The sequence below is a fragment of the Paraburkholderia tagetis genome (assembly GCF_022213065.1).
GTDB lineage: Bacteria > Pseudomonadota > Gammaproteobacteria > Burkholderiales > Burkholderiaceae > Paraburkholderia > Paraburkholderia tagetis.
The window spans coordinates 5,336-30,477 of the sequence record NZ_JAKLJA010000024.1 but is presented as its reverse complement, the minus strand read 5'-3'; the positions used below and the strand labels follow the sequence as shown (position 1 = coordinate 30,477).

The 25,142-nt window shown below is 61.3% G+C and carries 36 protein-coding genes and 1 pseudogene; 2 read left to right on the top strand and 35 right to left on the bottom strand.

Annotation, left to right across the window (positions count from 1 at the left end):
• Window positions 1-109: 109 nt before the first annotated feature.
• The 3 genes from ccsB to L5014_RS24125 all read right to left on the bottom strand — a co-directional run bounded on the left by ccsB (window position 110) and on the right by L5014_RS24125 (window position 4,459).
• Window positions 110-1,345, bottom strand: coding sequence for a c-type cytochrome biogenesis protein CcsB (ccsB, locus tag L5014_RS24135; protein WP_238466303.1), 1,236 nt, complete (start codon window positions 1,343-1,345; stop codon window positions 110-112).
• Window positions 1,346-1,417: 72 nt separating this feature from the next.
• The gene (locus tag L5014_RS24130) at window positions 1,418-3,625 is read right to left on the bottom strand and encodes a cytochrome c biogenesis protein ResB (protein ID WP_238466302.1); all 2,208 of its coding nucleotides are present in this window, start codon (window positions 3,623-3,625) and stop codon (window positions 1,418-1,420) included.
• 162 nt (window positions 3,626-3,787) lie between these two features.
• On the bottom strand, window positions 3,788-4,459 hold the full coding sequence (locus tag L5014_RS24125) for a c-type cytochrome (RefSeq protein WP_238466300.1): 672 nt from the start codon (window positions 4,457-4,459) through the stop codon (window positions 3,788-3,790).
• A gap of 233 nt (window positions 4,460-4,692) precedes the next feature.
• Between L5014_RS24125 and yihA the strand changes: the two genes are divergently transcribed.
• Together yihA and hemB are read left to right on the top strand one after the other, a co-directional pair.
• Window positions 4,693-5,337: a ribosome biogenesis GTP-binding protein YihA/YsxC gene (yihA, locus tag L5014_RS24120; RefSeq protein WP_238466299.1), complete on the top strand. Its 645-nt coding sequence runs from the start codon at window positions 4,693-4,695 to the stop codon at window positions 5,335-5,337.
• A 407-nt stretch (window positions 5,338-5,744) separates the two neighbouring features.
• On the top strand, window positions 5,745-6,743 hold the full coding sequence (gene hemB / locus L5014_RS24115) for a porphobilinogen synthase (protein WP_238466297.1): 999 nt from the start codon (window positions 5,745-5,747) through the stop codon (window positions 6,741-6,743).
• Window positions 6,744-6,892: 149 nt separating this feature from the next.
• Here the strand turns inward: hemB and dsbD are convergent, their stop codons facing one another.
• The 32 genes and pseudogenes from dsbD to L5014_RS23955 form a co-directional block, all read right to left on the bottom strand.
• On the bottom strand, window positions 6,893-8,893 hold the full coding sequence (gene dsbD / locus L5014_RS24110; RefSeq protein ID WP_238466295.1) for a protein-disulfide reductase DsbD: 2,001 nt from the start codon (window positions 8,891-8,893) through the stop codon (window positions 6,893-6,895).
• On the bottom strand, window positions 8,886-9,218 hold the full coding sequence (cutA, locus tag L5014_RS24105) for a divalent-cation tolerance protein CutA (RefSeq protein ID WP_238466294.1): 333 nt from the start codon (window positions 9,216-9,218) through the stop codon (window positions 8,886-8,888). The genes dsbD and cutA overlap by 8 nt, the downstream gene beginning before the upstream one ends.
• 303 nt (window positions 9,219-9,521) lie before the next feature.
• Window positions 9,522-9,914: a 50S ribosomal protein L17 gene (rplQ, locus tag L5014_RS24100; protein ID WP_027797304.1), complete on the bottom strand. Its 393-nt coding sequence runs from the start codon at window positions 9,912-9,914 to the stop codon at window positions 9,522-9,524.
• 151 nt (window positions 9,915-10,065) lie between these two features.
• On the bottom strand, window positions 10,066-11,043 hold the full coding sequence (locus L5014_RS24095; protein WP_028222614.1) for a DNA-directed RNA polymerase subunit alpha: 978 nt from the start codon (window positions 11,041-11,043) through the stop codon (window positions 10,066-10,068).
• Window positions 11,044-11,168: 125 nt separating this feature from the next.
• Entirely contained in the window at window positions 11,169-11,792 is a 624-nt protein-coding gene (gene rpsD, locus L5014_RS24090; protein ID WP_238466292.1) for a 30S ribosomal protein S4, read from the bottom strand.
• 153 nt (window positions 11,793-11,945) lie between these two features.
• Window positions 11,946-12,350 carry a 30S ribosomal protein S11 gene (rpsK, locus tag L5014_RS24085; protein WP_006052224.1) on the bottom strand — a complete coding sequence of 135 codons (405 nt, stop codon included), beginning with the start codon at window positions 12,348-12,350 and terminating at the stop codon, window positions 11,946-11,948.
• A gap of 28 nt (window positions 12,351-12,378) precedes the next feature.
• Window positions 12,379-12,744: a 30S ribosomal protein S13 gene (gene rpsM / locus L5014_RS24080; RefSeq protein ID WP_027797301.1), complete on the bottom strand. Its 366-nt coding sequence runs from the start codon at window positions 12,742-12,744 to the stop codon at window positions 12,379-12,381.
• Between the two features lie 35 nt (window positions 12,745-12,779).
• Entirely contained in the window at window positions 12,780-12,896 is a 117-nt protein-coding gene (gene rpmJ / locus L5014_RS24075; protein WP_027819338.1) for a 50S ribosomal protein L36, read from the bottom strand.
• 21 nt (window positions 12,897-12,917) lie between these two features.
• Complete coding sequence (gene infA, locus L5014_RS24070; protein ID WP_004521905.1) at window positions 12,918-13,136, bottom strand: translation initiation factor IF-1; 219 nt, start codon at window positions 13,134-13,136, stop codon at window positions 12,918-12,920.
• 6 nt (window positions 13,137-13,142) lie between these two features.
• Window positions 13,143-14,489 carry a preprotein translocase subunit SecY gene (secY, locus tag L5014_RS24065; protein WP_238466290.1) on the bottom strand — a complete coding sequence of 449 codons (1,347 nt, stop codon included), beginning with the start codon at window positions 14,487-14,489 and terminating at the stop codon, window positions 13,143-13,145.
• Window positions 14,490-14,548: 59 nt separating this feature from the next.
• A complete protein-coding gene (rplO, locus tag L5014_RS24060; RefSeq protein ID WP_238466288.1) occupies window positions 14,549-14,983 on the bottom strand; it encodes a 50S ribosomal protein L15 in 435 nt (144 codons plus the stop codon).
• Between the two features lie 30 nt (window positions 14,984-15,013).
• Window positions 15,014-15,196, bottom strand: a complete 183-nt coding sequence (gene rpmD / locus L5014_RS24055; RefSeq protein ID WP_028199571.1) for a 50S ribosomal protein L30 — start codon at window positions 15,194-15,196, stop codon at window positions 15,014-15,016.
• An 11-nt stretch (window positions 15,197-15,207) separates the two neighbouring features.
• Window positions 15,208-15,726 (bottom strand): 30S ribosomal protein S5, encoded by a 519-nt coding sequence (gene rpsE, locus L5014_RS24050; protein ID WP_028206522.1) that lies wholly within the window; start codon window positions 15,724-15,726, stop codon window positions 15,208-15,210.
• 14 nt (window positions 15,727-15,740) lie between these two features.
• Entirely contained in the window at window positions 15,741-16,106 is a 366-nt protein-coding gene (rplR, locus tag L5014_RS24045) for a 50S ribosomal protein L18 (protein WP_027819343.1), read from the bottom strand.
• Between the two features lie 12 nt (window positions 16,107-16,118).
• Complete coding sequence (rplF, locus tag L5014_RS24040) at window positions 16,119-16,649, bottom strand: 50S ribosomal protein L6 (protein WP_158758790.1); 531 nt, start codon at window positions 16,647-16,649, stop codon at window positions 16,119-16,121.
• Between the two features lie 18 nt (window positions 16,650-16,667).
• Window positions 16,668-17,063, bottom strand: a complete 396-nt coding sequence (gene rpsH, locus L5014_RS24035) for a 30S ribosomal protein S8 (RefSeq protein ID WP_027819345.1) — start codon at window positions 17,061-17,063, stop codon at window positions 16,668-16,670.
• Between the two features lie 14 nt (window positions 17,064-17,077).
• Window positions 17,078-17,383 carry a 30S ribosomal protein S14 gene (gene rpsN, locus L5014_RS24030; RefSeq protein WP_035531713.1) on the bottom strand — a complete coding sequence of 102 codons (306 nt, stop codon included), beginning with the start codon at window positions 17,381-17,383 and terminating at the stop codon, window positions 17,078-17,080.
• A 7-nt stretch (window positions 17,384-17,390) separates the two neighbouring features.
• The gene (gene rplE, locus L5014_RS24025) at window positions 17,391-17,930 is read right to left on the bottom strand and encodes a 50S ribosomal protein L5 (RefSeq protein WP_238466287.1); all 540 of its coding nucleotides are present in this window, start codon (window positions 17,928-17,930) and stop codon (window positions 17,391-17,393) included.
• Between the two features lie 16 nt (window positions 17,931-17,946).
• Entirely contained in the window at window positions 17,947-18,255 is a 309-nt protein-coding gene (rplX, locus tag L5014_RS24020) for a 50S ribosomal protein L24 (RefSeq protein ID WP_158951569.1), read from the bottom strand.
• A gap of 9 nt (window positions 18,256-18,264) precedes the next feature.
• Window positions 18,265-18,633: a 50S ribosomal protein L14 gene (gene rplN / locus L5014_RS24015; RefSeq protein WP_028213345.1), complete on the bottom strand. Its 369-nt coding sequence runs from the start codon at window positions 18,631-18,633 to the stop codon at window positions 18,265-18,267.
• Between the two features lie 361 nt (window positions 18,634-18,994).
• Entirely contained in the window at window positions 18,995-19,267 is a 273-nt protein-coding gene (gene rpsQ / locus L5014_RS24010; RefSeq protein WP_238466286.1) for a 30S ribosomal protein S17, read from the bottom strand.
• Entirely contained in the window at window positions 19,264-19,458 is a 195-nt protein-coding gene (gene rpmC / locus L5014_RS24005; RefSeq protein WP_027819350.1) for a 50S ribosomal protein L29, read from the bottom strand. Before rpmC ends, rpsQ begins: the two co-directional genes overlap by 4 nt.
• Window positions 19,459-19,468: 10 nt before the next feature.
• On the bottom strand, window positions 19,469-19,885 hold the full coding sequence (rplP, locus tag L5014_RS24000) for a 50S ribosomal protein L16 (protein ID WP_103706962.1): 417 nt from the start codon (window positions 19,883-19,885) through the stop codon (window positions 19,469-19,471).
• Window positions 19,886-19,887: 2 nt separating this feature from the next.
• Window positions 19,888-20,682 (bottom strand): 30S ribosomal protein S3, encoded by a 795-nt coding sequence (rpsC, locus tag L5014_RS23995; protein WP_028213348.1) that lies wholly within the window; start codon window positions 20,680-20,682, stop codon window positions 19,888-19,890.
• 11 nt (window positions 20,683-20,693) lie between these two features.
• The gene (gene rplV, locus L5014_RS23990; protein ID WP_004199272.1) at window positions 20,694-21,023 is read right to left on the bottom strand and encodes a 50S ribosomal protein L22; all 330 of its coding nucleotides are present in this window, start codon (window positions 21,021-21,023) and stop codon (window positions 20,694-20,696) included.
• Between the two features lie 12 nt (window positions 21,024-21,035).
• Window positions 21,036-21,311 (bottom strand): 30S ribosomal protein S19, encoded by a 276-nt coding sequence (gene rpsS / locus L5014_RS23985; RefSeq protein WP_027797286.1) that lies wholly within the window; start codon window positions 21,309-21,311, stop codon window positions 21,036-21,038.
• Window positions 21,312-21,321: 10 nt separating this feature from the next.
• Window positions 21,322-22,149: a 50S ribosomal protein L2 gene (gene rplB, locus L5014_RS23980; protein ID WP_238466284.1), complete on the bottom strand. Its 828-nt coding sequence runs from the start codon at window positions 22,147-22,149 to the stop codon at window positions 21,322-21,324.
• A gap of 2 nt (window positions 22,150-22,151) precedes the next feature.
• On the bottom strand, window positions 22,152-22,466 hold the full coding sequence (gene rplW, locus L5014_RS23975) for a 50S ribosomal protein L23 (protein ID WP_028206513.1): 315 nt from the start codon (window positions 22,464-22,466) through the stop codon (window positions 22,152-22,154).
• Window positions 22,463-23,083, bottom strand: a complete 621-nt coding sequence (gene rplD / locus L5014_RS23970; RefSeq protein ID WP_028213350.1) for a 50S ribosomal protein L4 — start codon at window positions 23,081-23,083, stop codon at window positions 22,463-22,465. The genes rplW and rplD overlap by 4 nt, the downstream gene beginning before the upstream one ends.
• Window positions 23,083-23,742, bottom strand: coding sequence for a 50S ribosomal protein L3 (gene rplC, locus L5014_RS23965; RefSeq protein WP_052406167.1), 660 nt, complete (start codon window positions 23,740-23,742; stop codon window positions 23,083-23,085). The genes rplD and rplC overlap by 1 nt, the downstream gene beginning before the upstream one ends.
• 200 nt (window positions 23,743-23,942) lie before the next feature.
• Window positions 23,943-24,254 (bottom strand): 30S ribosomal protein S10, encoded by a 312-nt coding sequence (rpsJ, locus tag L5014_RS23960; protein WP_017777154.1) that lies wholly within the window; start codon window positions 24,252-24,254, stop codon window positions 23,943-23,945.
• A gap of 136 nt (window positions 24,255-24,390) precedes the next feature.
• Window positions 24,391-25,071: pseudogene (locus tag L5014_RS23955) on the bottom strand (EF-Tu C-terminal domain-related protein); the annotation flags it as partial.
• Window positions 25,072-25,142 lie beyond the last annotated feature (71 nt).

The window sequence follows — 25,142 nt, the reverse complement described above, 5'->3', positions numbered from 1 at the left end:
CTCTCAATCCTTCCCGCACCGCAAATAAAAAACCGTCGGAGCGCGAGGCATCCGACGGTTAGTTCGTTGCGCGGGCGGCTGCGGTTACACAGCGCCGCATTACCGCGCGTTACAGCTTGCCGTAGCTATGCAGGCCCGACAGGAACATATTCACACCGAGGAAAGCGAAGGTCGTGACGAGCAGGCCCGTGAGCGCCCACCAGGCGGCCACGCCACCGCGCAGCCCCTTCATGAGGCGCATGTGGAGCCACGCCGCGTAGTTAAGCCACACGATCAGCGCCCAGGTTTCCTTCGGATCCCAACTCCAGTAGCCGCCCCACGCCTGCGCGGCCCACAGCGCGCCGAGAATGGTCGCGATGGTGAAGAACGCGAAGCCGACGGCGATCGACTTGTACATGACGTCGTCGAGCACGTCGAGCGCGGGCAGACGGTCCGCCAGCACGCCCCGTTCCTTCATGATGTAGGCCACGCCGACCATCGCCGAAAGCGCGAAGCTGCCGTAGCCGATGAAGTTCGCCGGCACGTGGATCTTCATCCACCAGCTTTGCAGCGCGGGCACCAACGGCTGGATCTGCTGCGCGTCGCGCGAGATCGAGTACCACATCAGGAAGCCCACGGCCGCGCTGATCACGAGCAGCACGAACGCGCCGAGCGCACGCGTGTTGTAGTGCTTTTCGTAATACAGATAGAAGAGCGCCGTGATGAGGCTGAACAGCACGAACACTTCGTAGAGGTTCGAGATGGGAATATGGCCGACATCCGCGCCGATCAGATAGGACTCGTACCAGCGCACCATCAGGCCGACGAAGCCGATCAGCACTGCCGCCCACGTGAGTCGCGTGCCGATCGCGCCGCCCGTAGGCGAGCGCGAAAGCAGACCGACCCAATAGAAGAATGTCGCGAGCACGAACAGCGCGCTCATCCACAGGATGGCCGACTGGCTCGAGAGGAAGTACTTGAGGAAGAACGCCTGGTCGGCGCGCGCGAGGTCGCCCTGATAGATCTGTATAGCGCCGATTGACAGCACGGCGATGCCCGCCATCAACAGACGCGCCGGCTTCCAGCGCCAGCCCAGCACGACGAGCGCCGGCACCGTGCCGCAGAGCACCAGCTTGTCGTAGTAGTTCATGTGCGCGTGATAGCGCGAGAGCGCGAAGCCCGCGCCCACGACCAGCGCCAGCGCGAACAGCCAGTCGAGCGCCGTGAGGCGGCGCAGGAAGGGGCGTTCGTCGAAGAACGCGCCCGCGTGGGGATCGTGCGCAAGCGCTGCGTCGTGTGCCGCAGCCGCCGCTGCGCGGTCGGCGCGGCGCGTTTGCGCGGAAGAAGTAACTTGAGTCAAGTCCATGGGCTTACCGGTGTCGATCGTGAGTTTCCGTGGATCGCATCAACCACGTGCATCGCGTGAATGGTGCGTGGATCAAGGGGTACGGTCCGTCCCGCCGCTGCCTGCGCCGGTGGTGGCCTCGGGCTTCTTGCCCAAGGCTCGGGAGACTGCTTCGCGGGTACGGGCAAACTCTTTCTCGAAGTCGAGGGTGCGGCGCGCGGTCGACATCGCCATGATGACGTCGACACCCTTGCCATTGGCCTCGCTCCGGTCCTTCAACCAGAACCACAGACGCCGCTCGCGCACGTAGAACATCGAGAAAATCCCGAGCACGAGCAACAGGCTGCCAAGATACACGACTTTCTTGCCCGGCGCGCGCGTCACCTGAAATACCGAAGCTTGCACCTGCTTGAATGAATCAAGCTGTAGATAGACAGGCGATCCATACAGGAAGCTGTCGGAAACCGCGTTGATCGAGTCCTGGATGAAGCGTGCCGATTGCGCATCGGGCGTGAGCACGGCCTCGCCGGCTTGCGTGCGCGCAAGTTGCCAGAGGTCCCACGTCGCGCCTTCGAGCATGCGCAGGAGGAGCCCCGCAGCCTTTTCCTGCTGGTCCTTCGGCACCGATTTGTCGATGAACACCGCCACCGCCTGGAAGCCCCCCATTTGCGCCTTTGGCGCACCTTGCGTCGAGGGATCGCTCCCAGAGAAAAGGGTCAGCACGCGCAGCGCGCTGTCTTCGAGATGCTGCTGCAACTCGCGGTTCGAATCGGGGACGGAGCGCACGGCGAAGCGATGCGCGGCCTGCGCGCGCAACGCCGGATCTTCGAACGCCGCACGCAGCAGCATCCACTCCTTCATGGTGCCGCCGCTGTCGGCGGGAATGCGCAGGTAGCGGAACGGCTCGTCAGGGTTCTCGCGCATGCCGGCGAGGAATATGCGCTGGCCGTTCACGTCCACGGGCAGCATGTAGTTGTTGTACTCGCGCGCCTGGCCGTCCTTGTTGCGCACCTTGTACTGCACCGAGGGCCCTACGTTATGCAGATCGAGCGGCTTCGAGCTTTTCGCCCCAGAGCCGAGACGCTCGTCGAACGCTTCCTTGAGGGTCTGATGCGCGACGCCGCGCACGTCGGTCTGCCCGCTGCCGTTCGAAATATTCTCCACGTTGATCGCGCGGAAGTCGGCGAACTCGATGGTCTGGCCGTCCACGCCCGGCACGCTCTCGCCCGCGGGCAGCGCAAGCTTCGCCGAATTGCCGATCGTGCCGCCGAACGGGAAGCTCTTCGCGCTCGCCCCGGCCATCGGCCAGGCGGTCATGTGCATCTGCGAGCCGCCATCCTGGAAGCTCGACTGGTAGATCGACACGCCGTCGTACTCGAACGGCTCGTTCACCTCGACGCGCGCCGGAACGCGCTTGCCCGTCTTGTGGTCGATCACGACGATGTCGCTCGCGAAGAGCTTCGGCATGCCGGTCGAGTAGTAGTCGACGATGAACTTGTTGAGCTGGATCGAGAACGGCAGATCCTGGATGAGCGAACCGTTGGGCTGGTTCAGGATGGCCGTGGAGACGTACTGGCCCTCGGGCACCCACGCGTAGCCGCGGAAGGTCGGGTTCGCTGTGGAGAGGCGATGCTCGGGCGGAATGTCGTTGATGACGGCATTGCTCTGGACGGGCGTCTTGTTGAAGAGCCACATCTGGAATTTGATCGGCAGATTGCTGTCGAGCAGGCCGCCGATGCAGATCACCACGATGGCGAGGTGCGCGAAGATGTAGCCGATCTTCGCGAGCGCGCCGCGCTTGGCTGCGATGAGCGTCGCGCCCTCGGTCTCGCGCGTGACGAACTTGTAGCCGAGGCGCTGCGCCAGCTTGCCGAGCGTCGCGGCCGTTTGTTCGCGCGAGCCGCCCTCGAGCACGAACTCGCCCTTGTGATGGAACGCGCGCAGGCTGCCTTCGCGGACCTTGTCCTTCCAGCTCTTCGTGTCCGCGATCATCTTCGGCGCGTTGCGGATCACGCACAGCGAGATCGACACCACGAGAAAGCCGAGGATGGTCATGAACCACCACGCGCTGTAGACCGTGTAGAGGCTCAGCGAACGGAAGATGTCGGCCCAGAACGGGCCGAACTGGTTGACGTAGTTGGGGTACGGGTCGTCCTGCGTGAGCACCGTGCCGACGATGCTCGCAATGGAAAGCACTACGAGCAGCGCGATCGCAAAGCGCATCGAACTGAGCAGCTCAACGGCGCTTCTGACCGCTCTCTGGCGGATATTCAACTGCAAACCCTGCGTGGTGACGCTCATTCAAACTCCGCTTCTCATTGCGCTTCGCATTGCACTTTTCGTCAGCGCCCTACAGCAACGCATTACATCAACGCATTACAGCAAAAAGGGTGCGGGACCGCCGCATATATACGGCGCCCGCACCCTTTTCTTGTTCTTCGACTGCCCGATGCTAGATCAGGATCAATGCAGACCCGCCGCGTAGTCGGCAACCGCCTTGATTTCGTCGTCCGAGAGACGGTGCGAGATTTCGTGCATCGGCTCATTGTTATTGCGCGTGCGCTGCTGGAACGCCTGCAACTGCGCGACGATGTATTCCGACCATTGGCCCGACAAACGCGGGTACTGGATTGGAATACCCTGGCCTGTTGGCCCGTGACACGCGGCGCATGCGGGCACACCCTTGTCCGCGATACCGGCGCGCCAGATCTTCTGGCCAACCGGCACGGTCTTCGCGTCGTGCGCAAAGCCGGGCTTGGTCGTCTGCGAGGAGAACCAGGCAGCAACGTTGATCATATCCTGATCGGAAAGCGCGCTGGCAAAGCCAACCATAATTGGATTATTACGCGCAGGGGGCTTGCCACCAGGCTGTGGCTTGAAATCCTTGAGCTGCTTGACGAGATATTCGGCGTTCTGGCCGGCGAGTTTGGGATAGGCGCCGCCGCTGCTGTTGCCATCGGCGCCATGACAGGCGGCGCAGACTTGCCCCGCAATGGCTTGGCCCCGGGCGAGATCGGGCTTGGCCGGAGAGGGCTCGGCGGCCATCGCCATCATCGAAACACCTGCTGCAAGACCTGCCGTTGTCGCAACTATCGCAAATTGGAGTAACTTGAAGGACTTGCCCAGTCGATTCATTCGCGCACCTTGTTTCGTCTTGTGGGAATCAGGTTCTGCAAATACGACAGCAACCGCCTACCTCGAAAGCCCCGCGCTGGCCTCGGCGGTATTCAGTAAACCATCGCATTGTACAATAGCGCGCAAGGCGCCACGGCGCCAGTCGGGCCTCTCCCCGATATCATCAGATCCTTCCCGGCACCTCCGGGCCTGGCGGACCCGCCGCCTCGCTTTTTTCTCTTGTGGTCCTACCGATGGCCTTCCTGCTGCACCAAGCCCGTTTCTTCACGACGGTGAATCATCTGCGCGACCTGCCCGCCACGGCGCGGCCCGAGGTCGCGTTCGCCGGGCGCTCGAACGCAGGCAAATCCACGGCGATCAACCTGCTGTGCAACCAGAAGCGCCTCGCCTTCGCGTCGAAGACACCGGGCCGCACGCAGCACATCAACTATTTCTCGGTGGGCAAGGCCGACGAACCCGCGGGCTATCTGGTCGATCTGCCGGGCTACGGCTATGCCGAAGTGCCGGAAGCCGCGAAGGCGCATTGGGAGCAACTGCTCTCCCTCTATCTGCAAACGCGCGCGCAACTCGCCGGCCTCGTGCTGATGATGGACGCGCGCCGGCCGCTCACCGAGCTGGACCGCCGCATGATCGAGTGGTTCGCGCCGACTGGAAAGCCCATCCACGCGCTTCTGACGAAATGCGACAAATTGACGCGTCAGGAGAGCGTCCTTGCGCTGCGCACGGCGAACAAGGCGTTCGATGAATACAGCAAACAGGGCTATGAAGGGAAGCTGAGCGCGCAGCTCTTTTCGGCGCTCAAGCGCGTGGGGCTCGACGAGGCCCATGAGGTCATCGAGAGCTGGATCGCGCCCGAGGAAAAATCCACCGCCGCTTAAGCCGGCACGCCGGGACCGCAAGACCCGGCCCGGAACGCCCGCGCCTGCCGGAAATTCCGCGTGTCCGGCGCATCCAGCATCATCCTGAATCGCGCCTCCGGAGTCGCCCACCCCAGCGCTTCTCTTGCGACCTTCCGAGCGCGAATGCGCGCAAGCCCACATATCGGGACGTGCGACACTGCTCGCACTTCTCGCCCGTGCGCGGGGCACATTTCGGCGGCACATAAAAAAACCCGCCGTAAATGCCGGCGGGCTAAACAGCCTTATCGAAAAACGACAGGCACCCGCTCAGGGAGGAGAAGCGGGGAGTCTGGCGCCAGGCGCCTCGCTCGATCGGTATGATATACCATTGTCCTGAAAAGTTTCCTTCGCGCCCGAGCGCGTCCCGTTTCAAGATATCTGCCGACATGAGCTTCTATCCGCATCATCGTCCTCGCCGCATGCGCCGCGACGACTTCTCGCGCCGCCTGATGCGCGAAAACCTCCTTACCACCAACGACCTGATCTACCCCGTGTTCGTGGTCGCGGGCACCAACGTGCGCGAAGCCGTGCCGTCGATGCCCGGCGTCGAGCGCGTTTCGGTCGACCTGCTCATGGGCGTGGCCGAGCAGTGCGTCGAGTTGGGCATTCCGGTGCTTTCGCTCTTCCCCGCCGTCGATCCGGCGCTGAAGACGCCCGACGGCATCGAAGCGACCAACCCCGAGGGCACGATTCCGCACGCCGTGCGCGAGCTCAAGAAGCGCTTCCCCGAACTGGGCGTACTCTGCGACGTCGCGCTCGACCCGTACACGAGCCACGGCCAGGACGGCGTGCTCGACGAAAACGGCTACGTCATCAACGACGAGACCATCGAGATTCTCGTCGCGCAGGCTCGCGCGCAGGCCGAAGCGGGCGTCGACATCGTCGCGCCTTCGGACATGATGGACGGCCGCATTGGCGCGATCCGCGAGATGCTCGAGAGCGAGAACCACATCCATACGCGCATCATGGCGTACTCGGCGAAATATGCTTCGGCGTTCTACGGACCGTTCCGCGACGCCGTGGGCTCGGCATCGAATCTGGGCAAGGGCAACAAGATGACCTACCAGATGGACCCGTCGAACTCGGACGAAGCGCTGCGCGAAGTGCGCCTCGACATCGAGGAAGGCGCGGACATGGTGATGGTCAAGCCCGGCATGCCGTATCTCGACATCGTGCGCCGCGTGAAGGACGAGTTCCGCTTCCCGACCTACGTGTACCAGGTGAGCGGCGAATACGCCATGCTTAAAGCCGCCGCGCAAAACGGCTGGCTCGACCACGACAAGGTGATGATGGAGTCGCTGCTCGCGTTCAAACGCGCGGGTGCGGACGGCATCCTCACGTACTTTGCACTCGACGCGGCCCGTCTGCTGCGCGCGCAGAAGTAAAAGCCGCGCCGCCTGATAGCGGCACTGCGAGCGGCACTGCAAGCGGCACCGCGCTTTGCAGTCTCTCATACGAAAAAGGCACGTCATTGCGACGTGCCTTTTTCGCTTCTGTGGCCACACCACGCTGCGTGGGAAGCCGTGCGGTGTACTTATGATTTCCCGTTGAGCACCGAAAGCGTGGAGCGCGCGGGCGCAGCCGACGCCGAAGGTGCCGACGATTGGGCCTGCGCCGCCACGCGGTCGAGTCGAGTGAGGAATTTGTCGGCGTTTTCGTAACCCACCACGCGCAGCACTTCCTGGCCGCTCGCGTCGAAGAGGATGATGCCCGGCGGCCCGAACAAGCCAAAGCGCTTGAGCAGCGCCTGATCGTCGGGGCTATTGGCCGTCACGTCGGCGCGCAGGAGTCCGAGCTGCGCAAGGCGCGCCTGCACGCGCGGATCGCTGAACGTGAACTTCTCCATCTCCTTGCAGCTCACGCACCAGTCCGCGTAGAAGTCGAGCATGGCGGGCTTGCCCGCCGCCTTGAGCGCCGCGTCGAGTTGCGCCGACGAGCGCACCGGCGCGAAGTTCAGCGCATCGGCTTCGGCCGCCGCGCCCCGCATCGCACCGTTGCCAACCTCGCCGCCGGCGCGGGCGGCCAGCACTGCGAGCGGACGCAGCGGATCGGTCGAGCCCGCCGAGAGACCAACAATGAGCGTCGCGGCCCAGATCGCGAACGCCGCGCCCACGCCACGGCCCAGACGCCGCCAGACGCTGGATGCGCCCGCATTCGGCGTAAAGAGCCCGAGAGCGGCGGCGGCCAGCAGCAGCCAGAGCGCGGCCAGCAGCATTTGCGCGCTCGCGCCCAGCACGGGCCACACGATCCACAGCGCGGCCGCGAGCAACACGACGCCGAAGAAAACCTTCACGCCGTCCATCCACGTGCCCGCGCGTGGCAGCAGCGTGCCCGCGCCGAGCCCGATGATCATGAGCGGCACACCAAGGCCGATGCCCATCGCGAAGAGTGCCCCGCCGCCGAGGACGGCATTGCCCGTGTGCGCGATAAACGCGAGCACCGCAAAGAGCGGCGCGGTCATGCAGGCGCCGACCACGAGTGCGGAAAGCGCGCCCATCACGGCGACGGCCACGAACTTGCCGCCCGAGCGGCCCTGCGACGCGCGAGACGCGCCGTCCTGCCAGCGCTGCGGAAGCGCGAGGTCGTAGCCGGCGATCAACATCAGGGCGAAAACAGTGAGCAGCGCGGCGAACACGCCGAGCACCCACGGGTTTTGCAGCCACGCGCCCAGACTCTGCCCGACAAGCGCAGCGGCAATCCCGAGCACCGTATAGACCAGCGCCATGCCGAGCACGTAGACGAACGATAACGCGAAGCCGCGCCCACGCGTGACCTGCGCGCCCTCGCCCACGATGATGGCCGAGAGGATCGGAATCATCGGATACGAACAGGGCAGCAGGCTCAGCACGATCCCCGCGAGAAAATACAAGCCGACGACGCCGAAAAAGCCGCCGCCTTGCAGCAGCGATTGCGCGTAGTCCGCGCTCGTTGCGCGTTCGTACCAGGGCTGCTGCGTGCTATCCGTTGATACCGACGGCGCCACCGACGCAACCGGAGCAACCGAAGCGCCGTTGCCTGCCGAGGAAGACACCGTGCTCTGCCCGCCCGCAGCGGCCCGAAGCGCCGCGCCGCTCACATGATAGACATGCTCGGCCGGCGGATAGCAGATGCCTGCGTCAGCGCATCCCTGCGAGGTCACGGCAAGATCGAAAGCGCCGCTGGCCTGCTTCACCGGCACGCGGATCGTGATTTCGTTGCGGTAGGTCTCGACGTTCTTGTTGAACGTCGTATCGAACTTCACGTGTCCGGGAGGAATCTGCGCATCGCCGAGCGAGGCCGTACCGTTGCGCATCGCGAATGCAAAGCGCTCGCGGTACATGTAATAGCCGTCGGCGATCTTGAAATGAACATCGACGACGCCCGGCTCTTCGCTCGCACTGAACGTGAAAGCCTGATCGGGTGGCAGAAAATCGTCGTCGGCACGGGCGGGTGCGGCACCGAACAGAAACGGCAGCAGGCAGCAAACCAGTGCGAGGAAAGCGTAGAGCGAGGTGTACGGCGCGGCGCCCAGGCGCCGATCGAAGCGGTTAGACATGAATGGGGCGATGTGTCTCGGCATTGACCCATTGGCCGTAGGCGTTCGACGCCGTGACCTGCCACGAGAGTATCTCGGGCGTATCGTAGGGATGCTGGGTCTGGATGAACTGTTCGAGCTCGGCCGCGCGCGCGAGACTCGTCTTGAAAAGCAGCTGGACCTCGTCGCCGGACTCGATCCTGCCCTGCCAGTGGTACTGCGAATGTACGGGACCCAGGCGCGTCACGCAGGCCGCGAGGTGCGCTTCGAGCGCAGTCGACGACAGCTTTTCGGCGGCGTCCTCGTCGGGCACCGTGGTCAACATCAGGGTTACATTGAGGGTCACGACAAACTCCGTCATGGCGCCCCGCACCCGCGGCGCGAGAGCCGAGGGCGCCTGAGGCAGAACGTTATCGTACCACCGGCGTCGATTGACTTCGTTCATACGCCATCGGCGTGCGTAACGACGACACAGCGGACGACACAGCGATGACACCGCGGACGCCATCACGACAATGCAGCGGCGACAGACAGCAAACGCATACGCGCGTCGTTTAATCCGTCACCGAAAACAAAAAAGCCAGGCTAGGCCTGGCTTTTTTGCGTGCCGCCCAGTGCGCAATGACCACTGCGCCGGGCAACTGAAAGCTTATTCCGCTTCCTGGACGTTCTCTTCCGCGACTTCCGGACGATCGAGCAGTTCGACCAGTGCCATCGGTGCGTTGTCGCCAACACGGAAACCGAACTTCAGGATGCGCAGGTAGCCACCCGGACGGTTCGCGAAGCGCGGGCCGAGCACGTCGAACAGCTTCGTGACCGAGTCACGATCGCGCAGGCGGTTGAACGCCAGACGACGGTTTGCGAGCGACGGCTTCTTGCCCAGCGTGATGAGGGGCTCGACAACCTTACGGAGTTCCTTCGCCTTCGGCAGCGTGGTCTTGATGACTTCGTGCTCGATCAGCGAGTTGGACATGTTACGGAGCATTGCCAGACGGTGGCTGCTCGTGCGGTTCAGTTTCCGCAGACCATGACGGTGACGCATTTCAATTTCCTTGAAACAAAGTTTTGGTCCAGCTCTTCTATCGCTTCGTCAGGTTTGACACCTCGCCGAAGCACGGGCCGGTACGTGAAAAAGGCAAGACGCGGATTTTAAAGGAAAATCCGCGTCCGTGCCACATTACTTACTTGTCGACTTATTTGTCCAACCCGGCCGGCGGCCAGTTTTCGAGCTTCATGCCGAGCGTGAGACCGCGCGAAGCGAGCACTTCCTTGATCTCGTTGAGCGACTTGCGACCCAGGTTCGGGGTCTTGAGCAGCTCGTTCTCGGTGCGCTGGATGAGGTCGCCGATGTAGTAGATGTTCTCGGCCTTCAGGCAGTTCGCCGAGCGAACCGTGAGTTCGAGATCGTCCACCGGACGCAGCAGGATCGGATCGATCTGCGGTGCGCGCGACGGCGCTTCCGCGGCCGTTTCCGTGCCTTCCAGTGCAGCGAACACCGACAGCTGATCCACGAGGATGCGCGCCGACTGGCGGATCGCTTCCTCAGGCGAGATCACGCCGTTGGTTTCGATGTTCATCACGAGCTTGTCGAGGTCGGTACGCTGCTCGACACGCGCGCTTTCGACGGCGTAGCTCACGCGGCGAACCGGCGAGAACGACGCGTCCAGCACGATACGGCCGATGATCTTGGCCGACTCGTCGCCATAGCGGCGCACGTTGCCCGGCACATAGCCACGGCCCTTCTCGATCTTGATCTGCACGTCGAGCTTGCCGCCCTTCGTCAGATGCGCAACCACGTGTTCCGGGTTGATGACTTCGCAGTCGTGCGAGAGTTCGATGTCGCCAGCGGTGACAACACCTTCGCCTTCCTTGCGCAGCGTAACCGTTACTTCGTCACGGTTATGCAGCTTGAACACCACGCCCTTCAGGTTCAGCAGCAGGTTGACCACGTCCTCTTGCACACCATCGAGCGTCGAGTACTCGTGCACGACGCCTGCGATCGTCACTTCGGTCGGCGCATAGCCCACCATCGACGACAGCAGCACGCGCCGGAGCGCGTTACCCAAGGTGTGGCCATAACCGCGTTCGAACGGCTCCATGACCACTTTCGCGTGGTTCTCGCCGAGAGATTCCACAGCGATGATCTTGGGTTTCAACAAACTGGTTTGCATAGGTTTTCCTTTTCAATACCCTCGGCTCGTTACACCGATAAGGCTGAGAATGGCAACAACCTGAAAAAAACAGCCGAGGCCACCTCCTGCGCGAAGCACAGAGGTTACCCCGGCCGTCAATCCGATTAACGCGAATACAATTCGACGATCAGGCTTTCGTTGATGTCGCCAGCGATGTCGCTGCGCTCCGGCATGCCCTTGAACGTGCCTTCGAACTTCTTCGCATCGACCGCAACCCAACCCGGCATGCCGCCTTGCTCAGCCAGCGACAGCGCTTCGACGATACGCGCCTGCTTCTTCGCCTTTTCGCGAATCGCGACGACGTCGCCTGCCTTCACTTGCATCGACGGGACGTTCGCAACGACGCCGTTCAGCGTGAGAGCCTTGTGGCTCACGAGCTGACGCGCTTCAGCGCGGGTCGATGCAAAGCCCATGCGGTACACGACGTTGTCGAGACGCGATTCGAGCAGTTGCAGCAGGTTTTCGCCGGTGTTGCCCTTGCGACGGTCCGCTTCCGCGAAGTAGCGGCGGAACTGGCGCTCGAGCACGCCGTAGATGCGCTTCACTTTTTGCTTTTCGCGAAGCTGCGTGCCGTAGTCGGAGGTGCGGGCGCCCGAGGTGCGGCCGTGCTGACCCGGCTTGCTGTCGAGCTTGCACTTGTCGGCGAGCGAGCGGCGTGCGCTCTTCAGGAAGAGGTCGGTGCCTTCACGGCGGGACAGCTTGGCCTTCGGGCCGATATAACGTGCCACGTTGCTTTCCTTCGATAATTGATCACGCGAGGGCTTGCGGCCTTCGCGCTAGTCCGGCTCTTTGAACCGAACGGTGGGCTTAGTCAATTCAATAACGCCGAGAGCCTGGGACGCCGTAACCGGCGGCTCAGGCGATCGGCAATACGCGACGCCTTAGATGCGGCGGCGCTTCGGCGGACGGCAGCCGTTGTGCGGGACCGGCGTCACGTCGGAGATCGCGGTGATCTTGATGCCAAGACCATGCAGCGCGCGCACCGCCGATTCGCGGCCAGGGCCGGGGCCCTTGATACGCACTTCGAGGTTCTTGACGCCGTATTCCATCGCGACACGGCCAGCCGACTCGGCTGCGACCTGAGCTGCGAAGGGGGTCGACTTACGCGAACCCTTGAAGCCCTGACCGCCCGACGTTGCCCAGGCAAGCGCGTTGCCCTGGCGATCGGTGATCGTGATGATGGTGTTGTTGAACGACGCGTGAACGTGAACCACGCCCTCGGCGACGTTCTTCTTAACCTTCTTGCGAACGCGTTGCGCCGCGGAGTTGTTCGAAGCCTTAGCCATTACGTTTTCCTGTAACTTTCAGTTCCGCTTACTTCTTCAGCGACTGTGCTGCGCGGCGCGGACCCTTACGCGTGCGCGCGTTGGTACGCGTACGCTGGCCACGCAGGGGCAGGCCCTTGCGATGGCGCACGCCGCGGTAGCAGCCGAGGTCCATCAGGCGCTTGATGTTCATCGTCACTTCACGGCGCAGATCGCCTTCGACGACAAACTTGCCCACTTCCTCACGCAGCTTTTCGAGATCCGCGTCGTTCAGGTCCTTGACCTTCTTGTCAAACGGCACACCCGCGGCAACGCAGATGTTGCGCGAACGCGTGCGGCCAACACCGAAAATTGCCGTGAGGCCGATTTCAGTGTGCTGGTGGTTCGGGATGTTAACCCCTGCAATACGAGCCATTGTTTTTCCTCAAACAAAAAGCGCAAGCGCGCTAATCAGCCTTGACGCTGCTTGTGGCGCGGGTCCGAGCTGCAGATCACGCGAACGACGCCGTTGCGCTTGATGATTTTGCAGTTGCGGCAAATGCGCTTTACCGATGCCATCACTTTCATGATATTACCCTTTTTCCTAAATCACTTCGCCCGGAACACGATCCGCGCACGCGACAGATCGTAAGGCGTCAACTCTACCGTCACCTTGTCGCCCGGGAGAATGCGGATGTAGTGCATCCGCATTTTTCCGGAAATATGTCCCAGAACGACATGGCCGTTTTCCAGCTTCACCCGGAAGGTTGCGTTGGGGAGGTTTTCGATGACCTCACCCTGCATCTGGATTACATCGTCTTTGGCCATAGGTTCTTACCGCATCGGGACTCCGCCGCCCTTGAAGTTGGCCTTCTTGAGCAGCGATTCATATTGTTGCGACATTACGTACGACTGCACCTGCGCCATGAAGTCCATTGTGACGACGACAATGATCAGCAGCGACGTTCCACCAAAATAAAACGGCACGTTCCAGCGCAGCACCAGAAACTCGGGCAGCAGGCAGACGAACACGATATAGATCGCACCGGCCAGCGTCAGACGCGTGAGGATGCGGTCGATATAGCGAGCCGTCTGATCGCCCGGGCGGATGCCAGGTACGAACGCGCCACTCTTCTTCAGGTTGTCAGCCGTTTCCCTGCTGTTGAACACCAGAGCGGTGTAGAAGAAGCAGAAGAAGACGATCGCCAACGCGTACAGCAACACGTACACAGGCTGGCCAGGCTTGAGGGCTTCGGCCACGTTGTGCAGCGTGTCTGCGAACCAACCGGATCGCGATCCCGAACTGAACCAGTTCAGGATAGTTGCCGGGAACAGGATGATCGACGATGCGAAGATCGGCGGAATCACGCCCGACATGTTCAGCTTGAGCGGCAGGTGCGACGACTGCCCACCGTAAATCTTGTTGCCAACCTGACGCTTCGCATAGTTCACGAGGATCTTGCGCTGGCCGCGTTCGATGAACACCACCAGATACGTCACGGCCGCGATCAGCACCACGATGATGATCGCCGAGACGGGGCCCATCGAGCCGGTGCGAACCAGTTCGAACAGACCGCCGATCGCATTCGGGAAACCCGCTGCGATCCCGCCGAAGATGATGATCGAAATGCCGTTGCCAAGCCCGCGTTCCGTGATTTGCTCACCGAGCCACATCAGGAACATCGTGCCGGTCACGAGCGTCATGACCGTCGTCAGGCGAAACACCATGCCCGGATCGATCACGAGGCCGGGCTGGTTTTCCAGCGCGACCGCGATGCCGAAAGCCTGAAAGGTTGCCAGCACCACCGTGAAGATTCGCGTGTACTGCGTGATCTTGCGTTGTCCAGCCTGCCCTTCCTTCTTCAGCGCCTCGAGCTGCGGCGAGACGATCGCCATGAGCTGCAAGATGATCGACGCCGAGATATACGGCATCACACCCAGCGCGAAGATCGTGAAGCGAGACAGTGCGCCACCCGAGAACATGTTGAACATGCCAAGGATACCGCCCGACTGGCTCTGGAAGAGCTTCGCCAGTTGGTCCGGGTCGATGCCCGGCACCGGAATATGCGCACCGATGCGATAAACGACCAGCGCCAGCAGCAGGAACACTGCACGCCGGCGCAGGTCGCCGAACTTCGGAGCGCTGCGACCGGTTTTTGCGAGACTCGGGCTATTAGCCAAGTAGCTTCTCCGATGCAGATGCTAGTGACGGCGGGCAAGCCCGCACGCACCACTCACAATCACTCGGCAAAAGAACCGCCTGCTGCTTCGATCGCAGCACGCGCATTCTTCGTCGCACCCAGACCCTTGACCACGACCTTGCGCTTGATTTCGCCGGTGGCGATGATCTTCGCGCTCCTGGTCATTTCGCCAACGAGGCCTGCCTGCTTGAGAGCCAACAGATCGATTTCGTCGACCGACAGCTTCTCGATATCGGCGAGGCGCACTTCACCAACGAATTCCTTCGTCAGCGAGGTGAAGCCACGCTTGGGCAGACGACGCTGCAGAGGCATCTGACCGCCTTCGAAGCCGACTTTGTGGAAGCCGCCCGAACGCGATTTTTGACCCTTGTGACCACGGCCAGCGGTCTTGCCGAGGCCGGAGCCGATGCCGCGACCGACGCGACGCTTTGCGTGCTTCGCGCCTTCTGCCGGCTTCAGGTTATTCAATTCCATTTCAAACTCCTGGAGTCCTTGGTCGACCGCTTAGCCGATGACCTTGACGAGGTACGAGACCTTGTTGATCATGCCGCGCACAGCCGGCGTGTCCTGCAGCTCGGAAACCGAGTTCAGGCGACGCAGGCCGAGACCGCGCACGGTGGCACGGTGCGTTTCGCGGGTCCCAATCAGGCTCTTGACGAGCTGAACCTTGACAGTTTTATCAGACATGGTGCCCACCCTTAGCCCAGAATGTCTTCGACGGACTTGCCGCGCTTCGCCGCGATGTCTGCCGGGGTCGACTGCTTGCGCAGACCGTCCAGCGTCGCACGGACGAGGTTGTACGGATTCGTCGAACCGTGGCTCTTTGCCACGACGTTCTGCACGCCCATCACGTCGAACACTGCGCGCATCGGGCCGCCGGCGATCACGCCCGTACCTGCCTTCGCCGGAGCGAGGAGGACGACCGATGCGCCGTGCTTGCCATGCACTTCGTGTTGCAGGGTGCCGTTCTTCAGGGGCACCTTGAACATGTTGCGGCGAGCTTGTTCCATCGCCTTCTGGACAGCAACCGGCACTTCCTTCGACTTGCCCTTGCCCATACCGACGCGGCCATCACCGTCGCCAACCACGGTCAGTGCGGCGAAGCCGAGAATACGGCCACCCTTCACGACCTTGGTCACGCGGTTGACCGAAATCATTTTTTCGCGAAGGCCGTCGTCGCGCTCGTCAGCCTGAACTTTCGCTTGCATCTTTGCCATGACGAATTCCTTCCTTAGAACTTGAGCCCGGCTTCGCGCGCAGCATCAGCCAGCGCCTTGACGCGACCGTGGTAGCGGAAACCCGAGCGGTCAAAGGCGACGGATTCGATGCCGGCGGCCTTAGCCTTTTCTGCAATACGCTTGCCGATCAACGAGGCAGCGGCGACGTTGCCGCCCTTGCCCGACTGGTCAGCCAGTTGCGCACGCACTTCGGCTTCAAGCGTCGACGCGCTGGCCAGCACCTTGGTGCCGCAGGGCGAGAACACTTGCGCATAGATGTGCGTGTTCGTGCGATGCACGGCCAGACGCGCGACCTGCAGCTCAGCGATCTTGAGACGCGTCTGACGAGCGCGGCGCAGGCGAGATTGAGTCTTATCCATGATTGCGCACCCTTACTTCTTCTTCGTTTCTTTGAGGATCACAACCTCGTCGGCGTAACGCACACCCTTGCCCTTATAGGGCTCAGGCGGGCGATAACCGCGCACTTCGGCAGCGGTTTGGCCGACTTTTTGCTTGTCGATCCCCTTGATCACGATTTCCGTTTGCGACGGGGTTTCAGCCTTGACGCCTTCGGGCATCTGGTGCACCACGGGGTGCGAGAAACCCAGCGACAGGTTCAGCTTGTCGCCTTGCGCTTGAGCACGGTAACCGACGCCAACCAGCGTCAGCTTGCGCTCGAAACCCTTCGTCACGCCTTGCACCATGTTCGCGACGATCGCGCGCATCGTGCCCGACATCGCATTGGCTTCGCGGCTTTCATCGGTCGGCTCGAACTTGAGCGTACCGTTGTCGTTCACCACCTTCACGAGGCGGTTCGAAGCTTGCGAAATCGTACCCAGCGGGCCCTTGACGGTAATCTTCTCGTCGCTGAGCGTCGCTTCTGCGCCTTGCAGCGCGATCGGGCTCTTACCTACTCGAGACATGTTTCTTCTCCCTAGGCTTTAAGCGACGTAGCAGATAACTTCGCCGCCGACGCCAGTAGCGCGCGCCTTGCGGTCCGTCATCACACCCTTCGGCGTCGACACGATCGCAACGCCCAGGCCATTCATGACCTGCGGGATGTCGTTGCGGCCGCGGTACACGCGCAGACCCGGCTTCGAGACGCGTTCGATGCGCTCGATAACGGGACGGCCAGCGTAGTACTTCAACGCGATGTTCAATTCCGACTTCGCACCTTCGGTCTTCACCGCGAAGTCGTCGATATAACCTTCGTCCTTCAGAACCTGCGCAATCGCAATCTTCACTTTCGACGAGGGCATAGCAACCGAAACCTTCTCGACCATCTGCGCATTGCGGATGCGAGTCAGCATATCGGCGATAGGATCACTCATGCTCATTTATGTTTCTCCTATTACCAGCTCGCCTTGGTGATGCCAGGGATCTCACCACGGAACGCGATTTCACGAATCTTGTTACGTGCGAGACCGAATTTGCGGAACGTACCACGCGGACGACCCGTGATCGCGCAGCGGTTACGCTTGCGGGTCGGGTTCGAGTTGCGCGGCAGTTGTTGCAGTTCGAGGCGAGCTGCGTAACGCTCTTCTTCCGACTTGCTTTGGTCGTCGATGATCGCCTTCAGCGCTGCGCGCTTCGGCGCAAATTTCGCTGCCAGACGAGCGCGCTTCTTTTCACGTTCGATCAGTGCCAGTTTAGCCACGGTAACCTCAGTTTCTGAACGGGAACTTGAAGCTGGCGAGCAGTGCCTTGGCTTCTTCGTCGGTCTTCGCAGTCGTCGTGATGCTGATGTTCAGCCCACGCAGCGCGTCGATCTTGTCGTAGTCGATTTCGGGGAAAATGATCTGCTCTTTCACACCGATGTTGTAGTTACCACGGCCGTCGAACGCCTTGCCCGACACACCGCGGAAGTCGCGCACGCGGGGCAGCGCAACCGTCACGAAACGGTCGAGGAATTCGTACATAGCCTGGCCACGCAGCGTGACCATCGTGCCGATCGGATAACCTTCGCGGATCTTGAAACCGGCGATTGCCTTACGCGACTTCGTCACGACGGGCTTCTGGCCGGCGATCTTCGTGAGGTCGCCAACGGCGTGCTCGAGGACCTTCTTGTCAGCGACGGCTTCACCGACACCCATGTTCAGGGTGATCTTGGTGAGGCGCGGCACTTCCATGACCGACTTGTAACCGAACTTCTCGATCAGGCCAGGAACGACCTTCTCTTTATAAAATTCTTGCAAACGTGCCATTTTTTACTCCGCAGCGTCAGGCGCTCAGAACAGCACCGGTCGTCTTCAGGAAACGGACCTTCTTGTCCCCTTCGACCTTGATGCCCACGCGCGACGGCTTACCGTTCGCGTCGACCAGTGCGACGTTCGAGATGGCCAGCGGCATTGCCTTGGCTTCCACACCGCCCGTCGTACCCTTCATGGGGTTCGGCTTCACATGCTTCTTCGCGATGTTGATGCCTTCGACGGTGACGCGCTCTTCGCCCACGGCCAGCACGACGCCGCGCTTGCCCTTGTCTTTGCCCGTGACGACGATAACTTCGTCACCCTTGCGAATCTTGTTCATCGCGACTCCTTACAGCACTTCCGGCGCAAGCGAAACGATCTTCATGAATCGTTCGCTACGCAGCTCACGCGTGACGGGCCCGAAAATACGGGTGCCGATCGGCTCAAGCTTGGTATTCAAAAGCACGGCGGCGTTGCCATCGAACTTGATCAGCGAGCCGTCTTGACGGCGCACGCCCTTCGCAGTGCGAACCACAACAGCGTTGTAGATTTCGCCCTTTTTCACGCGCCCACGCGGCGTTGCTTCCTTGACGCTCACCTTGATGATGTCGCCAATGCTGGCATAACGACGCTTCGAGCCGCCGAGCACCTTGATGCACATGACTTCACGCGCACCCGTGTTGTCGGCTACTTCAAGCCGAGTTTCGGTCTGGATCATGGTTTATCTTTCCCAACTTAATCCGGTCGCGCCACCATGGCACATCCGGTCAGTCTTGGTCCCGTCAGCCGCGCCGCCACTAGAACGACCGCTCAGCTGCTTGGGTAAGAACAGCAGCGACGGCAAACGAAACCGGCCATCGCATTCCGGTGAATCTTGCTAACCCGGACTGGCGCCCGGGTTTTGCTTCCCCCACCTACTTTCGCCTGCCGCTTTGCCAACAGCAGACCCATAAAGAGGGAAGACCAAGACTATAACTCGATAATCTTGGTCTCGCAAGCGAAATCTTCAGCGATTTCAACAACTTCTCCACCCCGGTGGCTTTGAGAACTGCGGCCCCGGGGCGTTGCATCATCTGAACTTAGATGACGCGTGCTGCTTCGATCAGCTTCGACACGGTCCAGGCCTTCGTCTTCGAAATCGGACGGGTTTCCTGGATTTCAACGAGATCACCCTCGTTGTACGTGTTCGACTCGTCGTGCGCGTGATACTTCTTCGACTGCACGACGTACTTGCCGTAGATCGGGTGCTTGACGCGGCGCTCGACCAGGACGGTGACCGTCTTGTCCATCTTGTTGCTGACGACCTTGCCGACCAGCGTCCGCTTAAGCGAGGTTTTCACGCTATCGTTCATTTCTGGTTCGCCTTCTGAGTCAGAACGGTCCGCACACGCGCGATGTCGCGACGAACCTTCTTCAGCTGGCTCGTGTTCGTGAGCTGCTGGGTCGCGAGTTGCATGCGCAGGCCGAATTGCGCCTTCAAGAGGTCCGACAGCTCTTGGTCGAGCGCGGCCTTGTCTTTCTGAAGAAGTTCAGATGCCTTCATCAATCACTCCTTAGGCGCCGAGCTGGCGAACCATGAAGACCGTCTTCAGCGGCAGCTTGGCTGCAGCCAGACGGAAGGCTTCACGGGCCAGTTCTTCGGACACACCATCCATTTCATACAGCATCTTGCCCGGCTGAATCTCGGCGACGTAGTACTCAGGGTTACCCTTACCGTTACCCATACGCACTTCCGCCGGCTTTTGCGAGATCGGCTTGTCCGGGAAGATACGGATCCAGATGCGGCCGCCGCGCTTGATGTGACGCGTCATTGCACGACGCGCCGATTCAATCTGACGTGCGGTCAGGCGACCACGACCGATAGCCTTCAGACCGTATTCACCGAACGAAACTGCGTTGCCGCGCGTTGCGACGCCGGTGTTACGACCCTTCTGCTCTTTGCGATACTTCCTGCGTTTCGGTTGCAGCATCGTTATTCTCCACTCTTGCCGTCACCGCCGGCAGCGCCACGGCGCGGTGCGCCACGACGTGCGCCCGGTGCGCCTTCGCCATCACGGCGCGGACGACGATCGCCCGGGCGCGCGTTGCGGCGCGGACGCTTTTCTTCGGCGACTTCTTCCACCACCGGTGCGTCGTTGCGGCCGAGCGTGTCGCCCTTGTAGACCCAAACCTTCACGCCGATGATGCCGTACGTCGTCTTCGCTTCCGAGGTTGCGTAGTCGATGTCAGCACGCAGCGTGTGAAGCGGCACTCGACCTTCGCGGTACCACTCGGTACGTGCGATTTCGATACCGTTCAGACGGCCGGCGCTCATGATCTTGATGCCCTGGGCACCCAGACGCATTGCGTTCTGCATCGCGCGCTTCATTGCGCGACGGAACATGATGCGGCGCTCGAGCTGCTGCGTGATCGAGTCGGCGATCAGCTGCGCGTCGGTTTCCGGCTTGCGAATTTCTTCGATGTTCACGTGAACCGGAACGCCCATGCGCTTCTGCAGTTCGGCCTTGAGGAGTTCGATGTCCTCGCCCTTCTTGCCGATCACCACACCCGGACGCGAGCTGTAAATCGTGATGCGAGCGTTCTTTGCCGGACGCTCGATCACAACACGGCCCACCGAAGCGTTCTTCAGCTTCTTCTTCAGGTATTCACGAACACCGATGTCTTCCTTCAACATCGCCGCGAAATTGTTGTTGTTCGCGTACCAACGCGAAGCCCAATTGCGGCTGACGGCCAAGCGGAAGCCAGTCGGATGAATTTTCTGTCCCATCGTATGGCTCCTTAATTCCCGACCGTCACAGTGATGTGACAGGATTGCTTCTCGATGCGGTTACCGCGACCCTTTGCGCGTGCGGTGAAACGCTTCAGCGAAGCCGCCTTGTCGACGTAGATGCTCTTGATCTTGAGCTCGTCGATGTCAGCACCTTCGTTGTGTTCCGCGTTTGCGATCGCCGAGAGCACAACCTTTTTCACGATGCCAGCCGCTTTCTTCGGCGAGAACGTCAGGACGTTCAGCGCCTTGTCGACCGGCAGACCGCGGATCTGGTCAGCCACAAGACGCGTCTTCTGCGCCGAGATGCGGGCACCGCGATGAATTGCCTTCACTTCCATCTTGATTGCCCCTTATTTCTTGGCCTTCTTGTCGGCCGCGTGACCCTTGAACGTACGGGTCAGTGCGAACTCGCCAAGCTTGTGGCCGACCATGTTTTCCGTGACATACACCGGAACGTGTTGACGGCCGTTGTGAACGGCGATCGTCAGGCCGATGAAGTCCGGCAGGATCGTCGAACGACGCGACCAGGTCTTGATCGGTTTCTTGTCGCGCGTAGCTGCAGCCGCCTCAACCTTCTTCAGCAAATGGGCGTCGCAGAACGGACCTTTCTTAATAGAACGTGCCATTGCCTACTCCTTAACGCTTGTGACGGCGCTGGACGATCATGCTCGTCGTGCGCTTGTTGCTGCGGGTGCGATAGCCCTTCGTCGGCGTGCCCCACGGGCTCACCGGGTCGCGACCAGCCGCAGTCTTGCCTTCGCCACCACCGTGCGGGTGGTCGACCGGGTTCATTGCAACGCCACGTACCGTCGGGCGGATACCGCGCCAGCGGTTCGCGCCAGCCTTACCGATTTGACGGAGGCTGTGCTCTTCGTTGCCAACTTCACCGATCGTTGCACGGCATTCGACGTGCACGCGGCGGATTTCGCCCGAACGCAGACGAACCTGCGCGTAGACGCCTTCACGGGCCAGCAGCATCGCCGACGTACCAGCCGAACGTGCGATCTGCGCGCCCTTGCCCGGCAGCATTTCGATGCAGTGGATCGTCGTACCGACCGGAATGTTGCGGATCGGCAGGGTGTTGCCCGCGCGGATCGGCGCTTCCGAACCCGACATCAGCTGCGTGCCAACCGTCACGCCCTTCGGCGCGATGATGTAGCGGCGCTCGCCGTCTGCGTACAGAACCAGCGCGATGTTCGCGCTGCGGTTCGGGTCATACTCGAGACGCTCCACCTTCGCGGGGATGCCATCCTTCGTACGACGGAAATCGATCACACGGTAGTGCTGCTTGTGACCGCCACCCTGGTGACGCGTGGTGATGTGGCCGTTGTTATTACGGCCCGCCTTCACGGATTGCTTTTCGAGCAGCGGTGCGTACGGCGCGCCCTTGTGCAGATCCTTGTTGACGATCTTCACCATCGCGCGGCGACCCGGCGAGGTCGGCTTAACTTTCACGATTGCCATGATTACTTGGCCTCCGCTTCAAAGTTGATTTCCTGGCCGGGCTTCAGGCAGACGTACGCCTTCTTCACGTCCTTGCGCTTGCCGTTGAAGCGGCCAAAGCGCTTGGCTTTGCCCTTCTGGACCAGCACGTTGACGGACTCGACTTCCACCTTGAACAGCAGCTCGACAGCAGCCTTGACTTCCTGCTTGTTCGCGTCCGGCGCGACTTCGAAGACGACTTGTTCGTTCTTCTCCGCAACCAGCGTCGCCTTTTCGGAGATCACCGGTGCGAGCAGGACCTGCATCAAACGATGATCGTTCTTGCGAATCTCGCTCATGACAGCAACTCCTCGATCTGGGCGACCGCTGCCTTCGTGATCAGGATCTTCTTGAAATAGATCAGCGAGAGCGGGTCGGCAAAACGCGGCTCAACGACTGCCACGTGGGGCAGGTTGCGCGACGCGAGATACAGGTTCTCGTCGACCGTGTCGGTGATGACCAGCACGGATTCGAGACCCATGGCCTTGAATTTTTCGGCCAGCAGCTTCGTCTTGGGCGCTTCGAGCGAGAGCTCTTCGACGACCGAGATGCGGCCTTCGCGGGCCAGCTGCGAGAAGATCGAGCAGAGGCCTGCGCGATGCATCTTCTTGTTGACCTTGTGCGAGAAGTTTTCTTCCGGCGAATTCGGGAAGATGCGACCACCGCCACGCCACAACGGGCTCGACGACATACCGGCACGAGCGCGGCCCGTACCCTTCTGACGCCACGGCTTCTTGGTGGTGTGCTTGACCTGCTCGCGGTCCTTCTGCGCGCGGTTGCCGCTGCGCGCGTTCGCCTGGTAGGCGACAACGATCTGGTGGATCAGCGCTTCGTTGTAGTCACGGCCGAACACGACGTCCGACGCGTTAACTGCTGCGCCTTCCTGACCATTAGCATTCAGGAGCTTCAGTTCCATTATTGCGCTCCTTTCTTGGCGCGCGCCTTGACGGCGGGCGTCACGAAAACCTTGCCGCCCTTTGCACCCGGCACGGCACCCTTGACCAGCAGCAGCTTGCGCTCTGCGTCGATACGGGCGATTTCGAGGTTCTGCACCGTCACGGTTTCGTCACCCATGTGACCGGTCATGCGCTTACCCGGGAACACGCGACCCGGATCCTGCGCCATACCGATCGAGCCCGGCACATTGTGCGAGCGCGAGTTACCGTGCGAAGCACGACCCGAAGCGAAGTTGTAACGCTTGATGGTACCGGCGTAGCCCTTACCGATCGAGGTGCCTTGCACGTCGATTTTCTGGCCTTCTTCGAAGAGTTCCACACCGATCACAGCGCCAGCGGACAGTTCGGCAGCCTTGGCGGCGTCGATCTGGAATTCCTTGAGGATTTCACCGGCTTGAACGCCAGCTTTGGCGAGATGACCTGCGAGCGGCTTCGTCACGCGCGATGCACGGCGCGTACCGAACGCAACCTGAACGGCCGTGTAGCCGTCGGTTTCAACAGTCTTGATCTGCGTCACGCGGTTGTCGGACACGTCCAGCACGGTCACGGGAATCGAATCCCCTTCGGCCGTGAAGATACGGGTCATGCCAACCTTGCGACCTACGAGTCCAAGGCTCATCGTTTTCTCCATTCCCGACTGCGATTGGTCGGGGCTAATTTACAAAGTACCGGCATGTTTTCAGGGTAAAGGCCCGAAAGGAACACACCGATTTTTTGCGCAAACGCGCGAAAAGACGTCAAGTATAACGTCCTCTCTCGTTTTTCGCAAGCAATCAAAGACTTAGCGCTGTCGGACAAATCAGACAGCGCTCGAGGCTCTTACTGCAGCTTGATTTCGACGTCCACGCCAGCCGGGAGGTCCAGCTTCATCAGTGCGTCGACGGTCTTGTCCGTCGGGTCGACGATGTCCATCAGGCGCAGGTGGGTGCGGATTTCGAGCTGGTCGCGCGAGGTCTTGTTGACGTGCGGCGAACGCAGAATGTCGAAACGCTGGATGCGCGTCGGCAGCGGCACCGGACCGCGGACGATGGCGCCCGTGCGCTTCGCCGTATCGACGATTTCAGCAGCCGACTGGTCGATCAGGCGATAGTCGAAAGCCTTCAGGCGGATACGGATTTTTTGGTTCTGCATGACAATTCCTTGAAAAGAGCGAGGCGGACTTGCGCCGCCAGACGATATAAAGAGCGCAGGACCATCCCGCGACAGGGCGTCGCGGGATGGTCCCAAGGTACATCAACTTCTACAGCAAGCCGAGTATTCTACTCGATTACTCGATGATCTTGGCGACGACACCGGCGCCGACGGTACGGCCACCTTCGCGGATTGCGAAGCGCAGACCTTCTTCCATCGCGATCGGAGCGATCAGCTTCACCGTGATCGACACGTTGTCGCCCGGCATCACCATTTCCTTGTCCTTCGGCAGCTCGATCGAGCCCGTCACGTCCGTCGTACGGAAGTAGAACTGCGGACGGTAGTTGTTGAAGAACGGCGTGTGACGGCCGCCTTCGTCCTTGCTCAGCACGTACACTTCAGCCGTGAAGTGCGTGTGCGGCGTGATCGAACCCGGCTTCGCCAGAACCTGGCCACGCTCCACGTCTTCACGCTTCGTGCCGCGCAGCAGGATACCCACGTTGTCGCCAGCCTGACCCTGGTCGAGCAGCTTGCGGAACATTTCCACGCCCGTGCAGGTCGTCTTCACCGTCGGCTTGATACCGACGATTTCGATTTCCTCGCCGACCTTGACGATGCCGCGCTCGACGCGACCCGTCACCACCGTGCCACGACCCGAGATCGAGAACACGTCTTCCACCGGCATCAGGAACGCGCCGTCAACTGCACGCTCCGGCGTCGGGATGTACGTGTCGAGTGCGTCGGCCAGGTTCATGATCGCCACTTCGCCCAGCTCGCCCGTGTCGCCTTCCAGCGCCAGCTTGGCCGAACCCTTGACAGTTCCCAAGCCGGTTCGACCGCGACCTTCCGCTGTGCCCGCTCGACCCGCTTCACCGCTAGTACTTGGAC